The 16,311-nt window shown below is 54.8% G+C and carries 10 protein-coding genes and 1 riboswitch; of the genes, 6 read left to right on the forward strand and 4 right to left on the reverse strand.

Annotated features, from left to right (window positions below; genetic code table 11):
- Nucleotides 1–35: 35 nt before the first annotated feature.
- The 4 genes from tenA to thiE form a co-directional block, all read right to left on the reverse strand.
- The gene (tenA, locus tag KJS55_RS10925) at nucleotides 36–698 is read right to left on the reverse strand and encodes a thiaminase II (RefSeq protein ID WP_187029768.1); all 663 of its coding nucleotides are present in this window, start codon (nucleotides 696–698) and stop codon (nucleotides 36–38) included.
- Nucleotides 695–1,306: an energy-coupled thiamine transporter ThiT gene (locus KJS55_RS10930; protein WP_213543332.1), complete on the reverse strand. Its 612-nt coding sequence runs from the start codon at nucleotides 1,304–1,306 to the stop codon at nucleotides 695–697. Before KJS55_RS10930 ends, tenA begins: the two co-directional genes overlap by 4 nt.
- Nucleotides 1,303–2,100, reverse strand: coding sequence for a bifunctional hydroxymethylpyrimidine kinase/phosphomethylpyrimidine kinase (thiD, locus tag KJS55_RS10935; protein ID WP_187029772.1), 798 nt, complete (start codon nucleotides 2,098–2,100; stop codon nucleotides 1,303–1,305). Before thiD ends, KJS55_RS10930 begins: the two co-directional genes overlap by 4 nt.
- A gap of 111 nt (nucleotides 2,101–2,211) precedes the next feature.
- On the reverse strand, nucleotides 2,212–2,847 hold the full coding sequence (thiE, locus tag KJS55_RS10940) for a thiamine phosphate synthase (RefSeq protein ID WP_346345690.1): 636 nt from the start codon (nucleotides 2,845–2,847) through the stop codon (nucleotides 2,212–2,214).
- 245 nt (nucleotides 2,848–3,092) lie between these two features.
- Nucleotides 3,093–3,194: riboswitch (TPP riboswitch) on the forward strand.
- Nucleotides 3,195–3,491: 297 nt separating this feature from the next.
- Between thiE and thiW the strand changes: the two genes are divergently transcribed.
- From thiW to KJS55_RS10970, 6 genes are all read left to right on the forward strand, one after another.
- Entirely contained in the window at nucleotides 3,492–4,004 is a 513-nt protein-coding gene (gene thiW, locus KJS55_RS10945; RefSeq protein ID WP_187029777.1) for an energy coupling factor transporter S component ThiW, read from the forward strand.
- 28 nt (nucleotides 4,005–4,032) lie between these two features.
- The gene (thiM, locus tag KJS55_RS10950; protein ID WP_213543333.1) at nucleotides 4,033–4,854 is read left to right on the forward strand and encodes a hydroxyethylthiazole kinase; all 822 of its coding nucleotides are present in this window, start codon (nucleotides 4,033–4,035) and stop codon (nucleotides 4,852–4,854) included.
- 674 nt (nucleotides 4,855–5,528) lie between these two features.
- Nucleotides 5,529–8,279 carry a bifunctional acetaldehyde-CoA/alcohol dehydrogenase gene (gene adhE, locus KJS55_RS10955; RefSeq protein ID WP_213543334.1) on the forward strand — a complete coding sequence of 917 codons (2,751 nt, stop codon included), beginning with the start codon at nucleotides 5,529–5,531 and terminating at the stop codon, nucleotides 8,277–8,279.
- Nucleotides 8,280–8,450: 171 nt separating this feature from the next.
- Nucleotides 8,451–9,290: a tyrosine-type recombinase/integrase gene (locus KJS55_RS10960; protein ID WP_213543335.1), complete on the forward strand. Its 840-nt coding sequence runs from the start codon at nucleotides 8,451–8,453 to the stop codon at nucleotides 9,288–9,290.
- A gap of 443 nt (nucleotides 9,291–9,733) precedes the next feature.
- Nucleotides 9,734–13,579, forward strand: coding sequence for an S-layer homology domain-containing protein (locus tag KJS55_RS10965; protein WP_213543336.1), 3,846 nt, complete (start codon nucleotides 9,734–9,736; stop codon nucleotides 13,577–13,579).
- A 367-nt stretch (nucleotides 13,580–13,946) separates the two neighbouring features.
- Entirely contained in the window at nucleotides 13,947–16,061 is a 2,115-nt protein-coding gene (locus KJS55_RS10970) for an AAA family ATPase (protein ID WP_187029785.1), read from the forward strand.
- Nucleotides 16,062–16,311: the final 250 nt, after the last annotated feature.

Genomic DNA, 16,311 nt, shown 5'->3' on the forward strand with positions numbered 1-16,311 from the left:
CTTTGATACAAAAGCGTTTTCCCAGGGGCAGGCGATCAAACGCGCTGCTCCCAGGCCATGTCCCAGAAGGAGGCTTCATACCGGGAGCAGGCTGTGAAGATTTCCTCCAGCTCCCGCAGCTGCGCTTCTGTGTAGTCCGCCGTCAGCTGTTCCAGCATGTTCTTGAGGATCACATTGTTCCCGGTATAGCGCTCCGTGATGTAGCCCCGAACCCATCTTCCGTACAGGGGGTGGTCCGGCGCATCCGGGCGTTCAGCCACGATCTGGCGGGCGATGACTTCATAGCTGTACGCGCAGGAGAAGATGGCGGTCAGCACCTCCGCCTCGCCGCCCCGGTAGGCGACGCTCAGCATATAGGAGGTATAGGAGCGGTTGTCCTGGGCGATGGGGGTGTGGTCCAGCTCCTCCTGGGTGATGCCGAAGTCGGCCATATAGCCGTTGTGGACATTCACCTCACCATCCAGAATGGCCTGGATATACTTGGCAAAGAGCTTCATGACCTCCACACTCTTGCTCTTGGCAACGCCTACGGCAAAGACTTTCGTGTAGTCCATGAGATACCAGTAATCCTGGATGATATAGCGGCGGAATTTTTTGACGTCCAGCGTGCCGTCCCCCAGTCCCCGGACAAAGGGCTTTTCATGATACCCTGCCCAGATTTCCTCTGTTGCTTTCAGCAGCCGTTCCACGGTGCTCATACAGCGCCTCCTTTCAGCGCGCTCCGCCGCAGGAGCTTCAGCGGCAGAAGCGAAACGATGACGATACTTAAAATCCCCTCCGGCAGCCTGGAGGAGAGGTTGTAGGCAAGGCTGTACCCCCAGGCGCCCCATCCGTCCCAGGCGTTCTGAGAATAGAAGATGACACCGCTGAGCACATGCCCGCAGCAGCGGAGAAACACGGCGAGAACCATGCCGCAAAGAGCCTTTTGCCGTTTCTCAGAGCCGAAGATGCCGGCGTAGCCCAGGCAGGAAAAGCATACCAGCTGCTGCACGAAAATTTGCGCCCAGTGAACCGCTTGCCAACCGGGGATCAGAATCATGGCCAGAAGGCCGCACACCCAGCCCGCTAGTATGGACAGCCGGTAGTCATACACCAAAGCCAACAGCATCAGAGGAATCCAGGACCCGCAGGTGATGTTGGAGCCGGTGGGCAATGGAACTCGAATGCTGGCCAGCACCAGCGTCAAGGCGCAGACCACGCCCCCCAGGCACAGTGCCCTTGCGTCCAGCTTGACGCCGCGGCATAGCCCCAAAGTTGCCAGCAGATAGACTACCGCGAAAACTGCGGTGATAGTCAGGGAAATCATTCCACGAACTCCCCCCTCAGGGCAAACATGTGGTCCATAGGGCCGGAACCACGGCCCAGGTCCAGCATGGCCCCGAGGGCACCGGAAATATAGGCCTTGGCCTGCTCCACAGCGGTGTCCAGGTCGCGGCCCTTGGCCAGGTTGGAGGCAATGGCGCTGGAGAGGGTACAGCCGGTGCCATGGGTGTTGGGGTTGCTGATCCGCCGGCCATGAAACCACTTGCCTGCGCCGTTTCTCCAGAGAAGGTCGTCGGCGTCGCTGACCTGGTGGCCGCCCTTGCAGAGAACCGCGCAGCCGTAGCGTTCGCTGATGGCTCGGGCAGCAGCCTCCATGCCGGCGGTATCGGCAATGGACACGCCGGAGAGAATCTCCGCCTCTGGAATGTTGGGGGTCAGGACAGTGGCCAGGGGCAACAGGCGCTCTTTCAGGGTTTCCAGAGCATCCTCGGAGATTAGCCGGTCTCCGGAGGTGGCCACCATCACTGGGTCCACCACCACATTCTTTGCTCCGTACTGCTGGAGCTGATCCGCGATGACGCGGATCAGGGGGGCGCTGGAGACCATACCGGTTTTTACTGCGTCAGGAAAAATATCCGTAAACACGCAGTCCAGCTCCTCCGCGAGAAACTCCGGGGTACACTCGACAATACTCTTCACGCCGGTGGTGTTCTGGGCCACAAGAGCTGTGACCGCACAGGTGGCAAATACCCCGTGGGCGGTCATGGTCTTGATGTCGGCCTGGATACCGGCGCCTCCACTGGGATCGGTCCCAGCAATGGTCAATGCTGTTTTCATCGTTTTTTACTCCTTTCCAAAATACAGCACAGTTTTATTAGGCGACAGAAGGTGGTGCCCCCAATCTGCCGCCGGAAACGGCCCGCAGGCCGCTGTTCCCATGGGGAGTGATTACCGGACCATCTCCTCTGAAAGCCGCTTGAGCTCTCGGGCCGCGGCCTGCACATCCGGCTGTGCGAAGAGGGCGGATACCACCGCCACGCCATCCAGCCCACAGCCCTTGAGCTGCAAAATGTTATTTTGGCTGATGCCGCCGATGGCCACCACGGGGATGTTCACTGCGGCTGTGATGGCTCGGATGGTTTCTCGGGAGATGGGGGAGGCGTCGGCCTTGGTGCCGGTGACAAAGGCGGCGCCCACGCCCAGATAGTCGGCGCCAGCCGCCTGAGCCCGCAAGGCCTCCTCCACCGTGTGGGCGGAGACGCCGATCAGCTTGTCTGGCCCTAACAGCGCCCGGGCATGGCTGGCCTCCAGATCCCCCTGTCCCACATGGACGCCGTCCGCCCCGGCCTGAGCAGCAATCTCGGCACTGTCGTTGATGATGCTGAGAGCACCTTGCTCCCGGCACAGCGCCACAAACCGCTTCGCTTCCGTCAAAAATGCCTGGGGGTCCAGATGCTTTTCCCGCAGCTGAACAATGTCGGCTCCGCCGGCGACAGCGGCGGCCACCTGACGGAAGAATGAATCCCCGTCCGCCGCCCAAGCCCGGTCCGTAACGGCGTACAGCCGCAGTTTCGTTCGATCCATATGCAAAACTCCTCCCCTGGGAAAGTCCCGGATACAAAAATGCCGCGAACGTGCCAAAATCGGTCGTTCGCGGCGTCCCTTGATTTCCCTACGTTGGCATGATCCAAATCAGGTTCTGGGTCGGGACCTTCCAGTCCCCTCTCAGCCCGCGGCAGCGGACTCCCCTTTTTCATTTATCCGCATTGTACACCTCTTTCCGCCGCTTTTCAACCCCCTTGACAAGTTTTTCTTCCGATGGCATAATGGTGCCAAGACAGGGGAGTCCATTTGGGCTGAGAGGAAGCAAATGCTTCGACCCTTCACCTGATGTGGGTCATGCCACCGTAGGAAGTCGTTCAGGCAGCTTGGCGCGGCGGGCACCCATGCGGGTGCCCGCTGTTTTCAACTCTTTTGTGAAAGGAGTGTGCGCGGAGAGAATTGCGGCGCCCCGGAAGACCGGGAGCGGGCCGAGGGGGAGCGCCCTGGGTCCGGGCCAGACAAGCAGCGATGGGAAGCCGTGTTCCGGCGTGAGAGGAGGCCAGGAAGCCTCGACCGAGTTTCCGCAGGCGGTGTTTCCGCCTGTCACCTTGCTGTGCAAGGGGAAAACGCTGCTCGTCAAGACGTTTTCTCCCTGCGGTTCATGTCTGATGCAAAGGAGTTTTTTTATGAGAAATGCTCAAGTGAAAAAAATGGCCCTGGCCGGCGTACTGTGCGCTGTGGCCGTGGTGGGCAGTCTGCTGCAGTTCCCGGTGTTGGGCAGCCAGTGCGCGCCGGTGCAGCATATGGTGAATGTGGTCTGCGCTGTATTTCTGGGTCCAGGCTGGGGCGTGGCAGTAGCTTTTGTGGCCAGTTTGCTGCGAAACCTCTTCCATCTAGGGTCCTTGATGGCCTTTCCGGGGAGCATGTGCGGTGCGCTGCTGTGCGGTCTGGTGTACTGGAAAATGAAAAATCTGCCCGCTACCCTGGTGGCAGAGGTCTTCGGCACCGGTGTCATTGGGGGGCTTGCTGCCTATCCCGTTGCCAAAGAGCTGATGGGTCTGACGCCGGAGACTTACACCGCCTTTGTAGTACCGTTCTTGATTTCCACCGCCGCCGGGTCTATTCTGGCGGGTGCCTTGCTGACGGCCCTGAAAAAGAGCGGCGCTCTGCACTCCATGCAAACCGCCCTGAGTCACTAAAAGAAATGTTTCATAGGAGGGGACTGCCATGTTGGATGTTGCCCCGCTGGAGGCTCTGCGGCGCCAGCGCCCTTTGATCCACTGTGTCAGCAACCTAGTCACCGCCAACGACTGCGCGAACCTGGCCCTGGCGGTGGGCGCCAGCCCCATGATGGCCTGCGCTCCCCAGGAGATGGCGGAGATCACCGCTGCTGCGTCCGCTACGGTGCTCAATACCGGCACCCCGGACGAGGAGCGCTTTGAGGTTTGCAGGCTCTGCGGCTGTGAGGCCGTCCGCCTGGGACATCCGGTGGTGCTGGACCCGGTAGGGGTGGGCGCCAGCCCTTGGCGGCTGCGGCGCACCCAAGAACTCCTCCACCTCTGGACGCCGTCTATCCTGCGGGTGAATCTGGGAGAGGCTCAGGCCCTGCTGGCGATGAACAGCCGGGAGCAGGGCGTGGACAGCCCCGGACCCGCCAGTCAGCGAGAACGGCTCTATGCTGCTGTGGCGCTGGCTCGGAGCCGCCGTACCGTGGTACTGCTATCAGGGCCAGAGGACATTGTTACCGACGGAGCTTCCACCTGGGTACTGTGGGGAGGGAGCGACCAAATGTCCAGGATCACCGGGACGGGCTGCATGCTCTCGGTCCTCTGTGGGGCCTTTGCCGCCGTTGCCGGTGCACGGGAGGCGGCGCTGCTGGCCTCTGCGTTTTGGAAGGTCTGTGCCGCCCAGGCGGAGGAGCGAACCCAAGGCCGGGGGCCGGGGAGTTTCCACACCGCCCTCCTAGATGCAGCAGGGACCCTGACCCCTGCTGATCTGGCGGCTGGAACCCAGATTCAAGAGATAGCCCATAGATCGGAACCGCAATAAGCGGTTCCGATTTTTTCTGCCAACGCTTCTGACGGTAGATCGGGAGAAAGCCACCATGGAATCCCTGTGGCCATTAGCACTCAAAAAAGAGACTATATCGAAACAAACTGTAGGGGAACTTCTGTTAGGAGTTCCGACCGCATAGATTATACCAGTGAAGAAAAAGCGGGTGAAAAAATATAAATATATTATGTATATTATGTGCAAATCGTGAATCTTATTAAGGAGGAAATTAAATAGGAAATATGGAGAAGCAGTATCCAGTTTGTTCCAACGAATCCAGAGATAAAGCTAGAAGGAACGCTTCTCCTAGCCGTCCGCAGAATATATAGGAATTAGTTACGATATTAACTTAACAATTTTGGAAGAAATGACAATAGATTTCAATAATAAGTGGCAATTAATACAAAAGTTTTGTTAAAAAGGCGACGATGCTTGACATTTATTTACAGGAGCACTATTCTATAAAAAGAACAGAGAACGAATAAAAAACTGTTAAAATTTTGTTAGAATATACAATTTTGGGTGTGGGCTGTGCGTGGGAACAGGAGGGTATCTCACAGGTTTAATCTGCTGGAACTTTTCGTGAAAGATCTGTGTATCGTCAGACTTTACATATAGCCTGATGCATATAAATTTACAAGAGGGATTCATTTTGCTGACAGGAGGACAACATGGCAAAGAAGATTGACCGAATTGACTCTGTGGAGACTCTGGAAGCTAAACTGGCAGAAATGCGCACGGCAGCCGCTGTTTACAGCAAGTTCACACAGGAACAGGTGGACGAGATCTGCAAGCAGGCGGCCATGGCCGCTGACAAGGCAAGAATTCCCCTGGCAAAAATGGCCCAGGCCGAGACTGGCATGGGCGTTGTGGAGGATAAGGTGATCAAGAATAACTACGCCTCCGAGCATGTACATAATTACTTCCGGCATGTCAGAACCTGCGGCGTCATCGAGGAGGACAAGGCTTTCGGTACCAAGCGGATCGCTGAGCCAGTAGGTATCGTGGGCGCTGTGACCCCCACGACGAACCCCACCTCTACCTGTATTTTCAAGATTCTGATCTGCCTGAAAACCCGCAATGCCATTTTGATCTCTCCCCATCCCACTGCTAAGCGCTGCACCATTGAGGCGGCCCGCATCATGAAAGAGGCGGCAGAGAAGGCAGGGCTTCCGGAGAACATCATCTGCTGGATGGACGAGAGCTCCATTGAGATGACCCAGGTGATGATGCGGGAGGTCAATTTGATTCTGGCCACAGGCGGCGCCGGCATGGTGAAAGCGGCATACTCCTCCGGTACTCCTGCCATTGGCGTTGGACCGGGCAACTGCAACGTCATCTTTGACGACAGCTGTGATATTAAGAATGCGGTCTCCTCCACCATTCACTCCAAGACCTTTGACAACGGCATGATCTGCGCGGCGGAGCAGCATGTCACCGTTTTGGACAGTATCTATGACAAGGTGAAAAAGGAATTCCAGGATAACCGCTGCTATTTCCTGAACCAGGAAGAGGCTGTGAAGATCGGCGAGGTGTTTTTCAACGCCGCCACCCATGGCGTCAAGGCCACCGCTGTGGGGCGCTCCCCCGCTCAGCTGGCGGCGATGGCGGGCATCCAGATTCCCGAGGGCACCAAGGTGCTCATTGCGGAGACGGACGATTTAAGCCACGACAACCCCTGGGCCAACGAGAAGCTCTGCCCCGTGTTGGGGATGTACCGGGCCAAGACCTTTGAGCAGGCCCTGGATATCTGTTATAAGCTGGTGAGTGAAGGCGGCGCGGGTCACAGCGGCGCGCTGTATGTGGACCCCACCGAGCGTGAGAAGATCGACGCCTTCGGCGCCAAGATGCAGACCGCCCGGGTGCTGATCAACATGCCCACCTCCTTTGGCGGCATCGGTGATCTCTACAACTTTGATACCGCCCCGTCCCTGACGCTGGGACCCGGCTCCTGGGGCGGAAGCTCCTTCGCCGGTCAGACCAATATCCATCAGCTGCTGAACATCAAGACCGTGGCGGAGAGGAGAGAGAACATGCTGTGGCTGAGACTGCCTGAGAAGGTCTACTTCAAGAAGGGCTGCACGCCGGTTGCCCTGCGGGAGCTGAAGGATTACTACCACTCTAAGAAGGCATTCATCGTCACTGACGCCAACCTCTTTGAAATGGGCATGTGCCAGCCGGTCATTGACCAGCTGACGGAGATGGGGATTGCTACCAGCATCTTCTATGACATCCGGGTGGACCCCCAGATTCAGGACGCTATGAAGGGGCTGCCTGCCATGCACGAGTTCCAGCCCGACGTGATCATCGCCATCGGCGGCGGCTCCGCCATCGATACAGCCAAGATTATGTGGCTGATGTATGAACATCCCGAAGAGGACTTCCTGGACCTGGCTACTGTGTTCATTGATATCCGCAAGCGCGTCTATGAGTTCCCAAAGATGGGCATTAAGGCCAAGTTGGTGTGCATCCCCACCACCGCTGGCACCGGCTCCGAGGTGACGCCCTTCACCATCATCTCCGACGCCAACACTGGTGCCAAGTGGCCCCTGGCGGACTATGAGCTGCTGCCGACCATGGCCATTGTGGACGCGGACAATATGATGAACATGCCTAAGGGCGTGACCCGCGCCTCTGGCTATGACGTGCTGACCCACGCAGTGGAGGCATACGTCTCCATCATGGCCAGCGACTATACGGACGGCTTCGCCTTGACGGCCATCAAGAGCGTCTTCAACTATCTGCCCAGAGCCTATAAGAACGGCGCCAAGGACCCGGAGGCCCGGATCAAGATGGCGGACGCCTCGTGTCTTGCTGGTATCGCGTTTGCCAACGCCATGCTGGGCGTGAACCACTCCCTGGCCCACAAGCTGGGCGGCTGGCACCACATCCCCCACGGCACCGCCAACGCGCTGCTGTTCACAGAAATCTGCAAGTACAACGCCCAGCGCACACCCACCAAGATGGGGACCTTCTCTCAGTATCAGTATCCCCATGCCTTTGAGCGGTATGTGGAGATTGCCGAGTACTGCGGCATGAAGGGTAAGAACGATCAAGAGACCTTCAACAACTTCATCAAGGCTGCGGAGGACCTGAAGGCTGCCATTGACATTCCTGCCAGCATCCATGACTATGGCATTGACGAGAAGGCTTTTATGGGCGGCCTGGATGAGATGAGCGAAAATGCCTTCAATGACGAGTGCACCGGTGCAAACCCTGTCTATCCGCTGATTTCCGAGATTCGGGAGCTGTATCTGCGGGCCTATTGGGGCAAGGACTACGATGCCAAGGTCAAGGCCGGTATTGCCGCTGCTAAGCCTGCTATGTTCCCCAACCCCTTCGGCTCTGATTATGAGGTGAAAATGAACGGTGTGGAACTCCCTAATCCCGCGGTGACGGAGGAGCCTACAGAGAAGAAATAACAGCATATTCGCACGCCGGCTGCCCTGAGAGGCAGCCGGCGCTTTTCCTTTGGCCAGAAGATGGACGCCGCCCTCAGATACCTGTTGGCAAAGAAAATACCGTTCCCCTTTGAATAGGAAGAGATTTGTAAGATACAATAGGACACATCAATCAAAGGGGGAGATTCTGACATGAGACACATAGACTTAGATCAAATGGGTGCATTTGTCTGTCAGCTGCGGGAAGAGGAGCGCAGCGCGGGGACTGTGGAGAAGTACCAGCGGGACGTGGGAGCCTTTGCTGCGTGGCTTGCCGAGCGGCCGGTCAGTCGGGAGGAGGCATCTGCCTGGAGAGAACACCTGGTAACGCTGGGTTATGCGCCGGCCACTGTGAACTCCATGCTGGCGGCCCTCAACCGTTTTTTTCAATTTGTGGGCTGGCCTGAGTGCCGGGTGAAACCACTGCGGATTCAGCGGCGCCTTTTTCGGGACCAGGACAGAGAGCTGACCCGGCAGGAATACGACCGCCTGGTTGCCACAGCACAGACGCAGGGGAGGGAGCGGCTGTCCCTGCTGCTGGAGACGATCTGTGCCACTGGGATTCGGGTGAGCGAGGTGCGCTATATCACAGTGGAAGCGGCCTATGCTGGACGAGCGGAGGTCAGGCTCAAGGGCAAGGTGCGTACGATCTTGATTCCCGGCAAGCTGGCGCGAAAGCTTATAAAGTATGCCAGAAAAAACCACACCGCCTCTGGCGAGGTATTCCTCACCAAGGGCGGCGGAAGCTTGTCAAGAAAACAGATTTGGGCGGAGATGAAGAGCCTGTGCAAGCAGGCGGGAGTGGCAGAATCCAAGGTATTTCCTCACAACCTGCGGCATTTGTTCGCACGGCTGTTTTACCGGGCAACCCGGGACGTAGCCCGTCTTGCCGACGTGCTGGGGCACAGCTCCATTGAGACGACCCGCATTTACCTGATTTCCACAGGCGCTGAACACGCCCGCACCCTGGATCGTCTGTGTCTGGTGTGCTAGACAAAATGATTATTTTGACATTTTAAACCGGCGGATATTATAGACTGTAGTCGCATTGTAACGCGGTTTTTGCGAAAAAGCAAGTTTTTTGCATGAAAACTAGGCCGTTTTTGAGGGTAACTTTCAAACGGCCTAGTTTTTACGCCCTTTTTTGTGGTATGTACGAAAAATTGTTAAATAATTTATGGTTGATTAGTCTCTGCCTGTATTGACAAAATAATCATTTTGTTGCAATATATTTATGAGGTAAATTGCGGGCCAAAACAAAATAATCATTTTGTATACAGTTGGAGGACTGTCATTGCCAGGCACTGTGGAGTAGCACATGATTTGCAACTGCTCAGGCCCCAGAGTGACGCAAAACAACTGCTGCCCGGTAGGGCCTCAACAACGTGGACCCTGGATAGTCGCGGATTTCATATCACATGAAGGAGGAAGAATTGATGCGGAAGAAGTGTTTAGCAGGCATTATGGTGTTGTGTTTGTTGCTATCCATGATGCCAACCATGGCCTTTGCCACAGAGGCGGAGTGTACGAAGACGGAAGGCTGCACAGCAGTGGCCCATGAGGAAGGCTGTCCGGCCGCAGATCCTGCCGGTGGTGGCGACGGCAATGACCCCACGGTGCTGCTGGACGAACCAGCAGACGGTTATACAGAGTGGACAAGTACAGATTCCCTGCCGACGAGCGGCACCTACCGCCTGGCTACAAATGTGACGGTGACAGAAAAAACCACTGTGGGCGGATGGGCCAGTTCTCGCCCAGAGACTCCAGCTAAGGTTTTAACACTGGACCTGAATGGCCACACCATTACGGCAACCAATGGACAGGCGTTTTTTGTTCAGACCTCTGGTGGCTTGGTCATTGAGGATAGTAAGGGTAATGGCAAGATTACCAATCAAGATGCGGGTTCTTCTAATTTGATTTATGTCGGTGGCAGCTTTGAGCTGAAGAGTGGAACATTGGAAAACGCCGCTTCCAACGGTTATGCGCTCTTCTTGAACTCTTCCAGCACAGCCACCCTTTCTGGCGGTACCGTGATCAACACTGCAAAGGGTGGCTCTGCAGTGCAAGTCAATTCGTCTGCCAATTTGACTATGACGGCCGGCGAGATCCAAAATACCGTGGACGGCGGGAATGCTGTTTATGTCAATGGTAACGCCGGCACCTTTACCATGGAGGGCGGCAAGGTTACTCAGGAATCTACATATAGCTCTTCCGCCGCCATCTATGCGAATAATAGTGCCACATCCGTTTCCATTTCCGGCGGAGAGGTCGTGTCCAATTCCATGGGCGTCTATGCCGCGTTTACTCCGGTCTCTGTGACTGGCGGCACCTTCCAGACGAAGAGCCATGCGTTTCAGACCCGCAACACGACCATTGAACCTGCCGCAGGCAAAACAGTCAGCGTAGACAGCGAAGGTGCTGTTTTCTATACGTTCAGCGAATCCAATAACAAGATTGTGGACGGCGAGTTTACTGCTCCCGCGCTGACGAAATCTTATACGCAAGAGGAGGCATCGAACCTCACGGTCTCCGGCGGCACGTTTGATATTCAAAACATAGCGGCTTCGACAAATGACAATTCCGAGATCACCATCAGCGGCGGCACTTTTGAAAAGGCCGTTCCGGATCTGGATCGGTATTTAGATACGGACAAAGAGATTCAGATCCAGCCCGATGGCTCCCTGATCGTGGGAGAGAGCAGCGGTGAAACGCCTGCTGATCCTGTAAGCGTGACCATCAACGGCGGCGAGACCAACTCTTTTGGTACCCTGGCTGCCGCGATTGAAGAAGTCAACAAAGCCAGTGCAGGAGGCAGCATCACGGTTAGTCTTGGCAAGGACCAGATCGTAACTGAGACTATTCAGATCAATAAGGACCTGAACGTGACCCTGGACCTGGGCGGCAAAACTCTGCGGGGGCCGGACAGTGGGTACACGATCCAGTTTGGAAGCTTTGATAAGGGCAGCGCGACCAAGCCCGAAGATTGTGAGTATACCAACAGCGGCACGCTTACCTTGACGAATGGAGCCGTGATTGGCTATCGGGGAATCCTCAATTATTTTGGAAATGTGGTATTGGATCAGGGTCTTACCCTGACCACCACAGAGCGAGTTGTGAATACCTATGGCGGTAAGATCACCGTTCAGGGCGCAAAGCTGAAAAGCACAACGGCATTTGGCGTGGGGCTGTTCAACAGCTTCTATCCCTTTGACTTCAATGCCAGCTCGGCAGTCACAAACAGTACGCACGAAAAAAATAAGAGTGCGGAGTTTGTGATGACGGCCGGTTCTATTGATGTGGTCTACTATCCAGTATCCGGGAATAATCAGCGGTCGGCTGGTACAAAAGCCACCATCACAGGTGGTACCCTGACAGCCAGTGAAGAGTATACCGCCATTTACTGGCCTATGGAGGGTGAACTGACAGTCGGCGGTGATGCAGTTATTACTGGAGGAACAGGAATTGAGGCCAAGATGGGTACCATCACCGTCAAAGAGAACGCGCAGATTATCGGAACAGCTGCATATAAGGCTGACGAGCCTACAAACGGTGGTTCGTCCCCTGAGGGTTCTGCCCTGCTGCTTACCTCGCAGATGTATGGCGCAGAGGGACAGTATCAAACCAGCAATCTGCTGACGGTCAATATTATCGGTGGCACCCTGACCAGTCAAAAGGGCAATGCTGTGACTGTCTACAATACAGAAAAAAACACGGCCCAGACGACCCATGTCACGGTGTCTGGTGGGCAAGTCAATGGCAAACTGTCCGGAATCACCTCTGTGACCACAGGTGAGAATACAGTGACCACCAACGGGAACACCCAGACTACCAGCAAGTCCAACACAACATTGACGGTCTCCGGCAGCGTGGCTCCTGCCTCTATCAACGCGGATGGCAGCACAGCTTATTTTGCTAACGTCACGCAGGCGATTGCAAGTCTGGACCCCGACGCTACGGAAAAGACACAAATCTCTGTTTTTGGCAATTCCACGATTTCCACGGATGTAGAGCTGCAAGAAAACATCACTCTGGTGGTAGCGCCCGGCGTGCAGCTGACCGCCGACGTGACCTCAGGTGAGAGTGAGAAGGTGGTCGTCACGGAGCAGGACGCAAACGGGAATACGGTCTATAAGCTCGTTGCAAAACCCGAAAATCCCGAACAAACCTATGTCGCCTCGATTACCGCAAACGGCCAGACCGCCTACTTTGATACCCTGGCGGCTGCTGTCAAAACGGTGCAGAGCGGGCAGACGATCACACTGCTGAAAAATAGCGATACGACAGGGACTATTACGATCTCCAGAGCAGTGACCTTTACGCTGGACCCTAAAACCTTTACCATGAAGGACACCATTGCTGCCGGAAGCGGGTTTGTCCTCACCAGAAGCGGCAATACCTATACGGTCAGCGTCTACACGCCCCCCACGCCGGTGACGCCTGATGACAATAACAGCAGTGGCAGCTCCTCCGATCATGATTCTGATTACACCATCTCTCTGCCTTCCAGGACCCCTGGTGGGACTGTCAAGGCAAGCCCCCGCTATGCAGAGTCCGGTGAGACAGTGACCCTGACAGTGACACCGGACGCCGGATATGAGCTGGACAACCTGAGCGTTACGGACCGTAAGGGCAATGAGGTGAAACTGACTGAAAAGGGCGATGGACAGTATACCTTCAAGATGCCAAACTCCCGCGTGGAGGTTCAGGTTGCCTTCACCAGAGTTTCGTCCCTGCCCTTCGCGGATGTTGCAGAGGACGCCTGGTTCCGCAGTGCGGTGGAGTATGTCTATGAGAACGGCCTGATGAACGGCACCACAGCCACCACCTTTACCCCCAATGCCACCACCAGCCGAGGAATGATCGTGGCGATTCTCTGGAGGCAGGCCGGCAGCCCCACAGTGGACTACCTGATGGAATTTAACGATGTAGCGCCGACGGCGTACTATGGGGAAGCCGTCCGCTGGGCCGCCAGCGAAGGAATTGTGGGCGGCTATGGCGACGGTCGATTTGGCCCCAATGACACCATTACCCGTCAGCAGCTGGCGGCCATCCTGTATCGGTTTGCTCAGCAGCAGGGCTATGACACATCTGCCCGAGCCGACCTGAGCGGATATGCTGATCTTGGCGCGGTCAGCTCCTATGCAGTGGAGGCGCTTCAGTGGACCAATGCCGAGGGGCTGGTTAATGGCACCAGTGCCACTACACTGTCTCCCGGCGGAAATGCAACCCGGGCTCAGGCGGCGGTGATCCTCAGCCGTTTCTGCCAGAGTATTGCACAATGAAGGATTGTCAGCTTTCGAAGCTGCAATAGTGAAGGGGCGGAGTGAAAACTCCGCCCCTTTTCATATTTAGAGACAAATGATCGTTGATGGAAGGTTTTTTGAGATTTTGCTTTCTGATGGGATAGAAACCATGCGCTGGCACTCCACCGGCTTCCAGAAGCAATGAGCCGCTCATGAAGAACCCTGAGCTGGGTGAACATGTATTTCATCACAGATACTTATGGGAGAAACCAGGATTCAACAAGGCTTCTGGTGCTTGTCGAGAATAAAGAACTGTAGTAAAATAGGGAGTATGGAGGATTGTTTTCTATAGAGAATACGATTTTGACCCCCTGATCGGGGATGGACAGGAAAGGAGTGCGCACAGATGTTGATTCAAGCACAGGTGTTAGCTGCCAGTTCCCTTACAACAGATCAGATCATTGACGTCGTAGCAATCCTTGTTCCTTTGCTGATTGCATTTGCAGGGGGAATCTTTCTGATTTACAGGTGGAGGCACAGAGCGGAGCGAACTGTGCGGATTGACGCATATAACAAGCTCCACCATGACGCACAGGAAATTGTCAAGAGTCATGAGCGGGAAAGCGTCTTTTTTCAAGAGGACCGCACCCTGCAAAAGAGCTTTTCAAAGAATATGACGCTTATCAATGTGGACACGGACAGTCAGTATACGAATGAGCTGCCCCATTTTGAGGGGTCCTATTTGATTACCGGTGAGGCGGGCTGTGGGAAATCCGAAATTTTGAAGCATGATTTTCATACATGCTGGCGTCGGCAATGCAGGAGGCGCCGGCTCTCTGCCAAGACAGGCACTTATTATTTTGACGCGGAAGCACTATTGAATTTGCTCAAGGAGGACGGTAGACGGAGAAGAGAGGAGCTTTTGGCAAGAATCAAAGCGGCAAGACTTCGTAAACTGCTTTTGTATGTTGATGGTGTGGATGAACTGACAGATGACAATATGGAGCGGTTCCGGCAGATCCTGGCGGAAATCCAGGACAGTGTGCAGGTGTTGGTTCCACGGTTCAGCTGCCGCACAGAATTTGCCAATAAACATTTACAGGAGAACCATTTTGACCATCGATATGCAGTAAAGCCCTGGGAACAGGTACAGCTGGCCGTCCTTTCAGACCGGATTCTCGACAGTTTGAAGGAGGAGCACTTTCCCAGGCTGCAAGCTGTCAGAAATGATATGAGGCATGGAGAAATTCCGTGGAACTTTATCAACTCTCCACTGCTGCTAAAGCTGCTGCTTTATATGAAACTGTATGGGCAGCACGATATCGCGCTAACTTCAAACAAGTTTTCCTTTTACTCGGAATTCTTCCGTACGTTGATCAGTGTTTATCAAGGCCGAAACCACCATGCCTCCTATGATGTGGACCATGAGATTGACGAGGTTGCTAAAGCGGTTTTCGATGCGTATACGAATGGGGAAAAAACGGTTTCGTCTTTTCCGTCCTTGGCACCGATTTTAAAGCAGAGATCTGGCCAGAGAGATGAGAAGGTAGGGCTTACCCATGAGACCTTTTATGAGTATCTTGTGGCCAGATACTATCACATCCAATTTCAAAAGGATACGTTGTCCAGAGAGTGCGTGGACGTGATGAAAAGTCCCTATTCGAATGACTTTGCGGATTTTATCACAGACGCCTTTTCCGCTGACTCGGAAGAGCAGCAGATTCTTACAATGAAATTGATGGTTCGGCTCTATGCATATACCTTACTGCCGTCTGTTAGGGACATGCTTCAGCGGCAATTTGCAATCGAGAATCTTTGCGACCAAACACTGTCCGACTCCATGAATGACACGCTGTCTGCAGTCAGCGAAAAGCAAAATCCGTTTCTGACCCTGAAATACGAGATTATCTTCCGCATGGGGCGGTTTCCGCCGGAGATCGAACGGGATATGCGTATCCGTTTTCTGGAGTTTGTCTATGAATATGATACCAACACAGGTGCAAAGTATGATCAGCCCTATTTCGAAGCGGTTTTGAAGCGATGCTGTGCAATCAGTGCATCTTTTCTTGGAGGAGAGCGAGTGGAACTGGACTATATCAGGCATATGCTGGATTTTGGAACCTATCCGTATGACGAGAATTATGATTTGGCAAACCGTTCCCACACATTGGTGTATTACTCCGATGTGCCAGACAGCAATCTTGATACATTCCGGGACCGCCATGCGGAAAACTCGTGGTCGTTTGCCCGTGCCAAGCGGATGGAACGGCTTGCCTTTCCACTGCCGGATTCCATTTCCGATATGACAGCCAAAGAGAAAAAGAAATTTTATTTCCGGGCCTTTGACATTGCGACCATCTACACATTTTTGCGAAGCCGGCCTCACCAGACCCTGAGCCCGGAAGAACTTCACATCCTTACAGATTTCAAGATTGATTTCATAGGGATGAGTGACGAGCGCCGAACCATCCTGCGGGATATGAAGGAGGAGACCTTGAGGCTGGCTCAAAGCAGAGGATGAGGCCGTCAAACAGGCGCCCGGTCAGGACATTACTGATCCCAAGCGTGAGTTTGTGAGCCGGGGCTGCTGAGCAGGCAGGGGTTGTTGGCAGCCGGGAGAAATCCTGGAAGTCGGCCTCTGATTTTGTCTCTTTCCTATCCTAGCAAATGAAAAACGGGGTTTTGGCAATTAGCAGACAACATTTGTTCAGAATATGAAAAGGACTCCTGTCCGAACCCTGTTTGGAGGTTCGGACAGGAGTCCTTTTTGG

Source organism: Pusillibacter faecalis (genome assembly GCF_018408705.1).
In the GTDB taxonomy this organism is placed as follows: domain Bacteria; phylum Bacillota; class Clostridia; order Oscillospirales; family Oscillospiraceae; genus Oscillibacter; species Oscillibacter faecalis.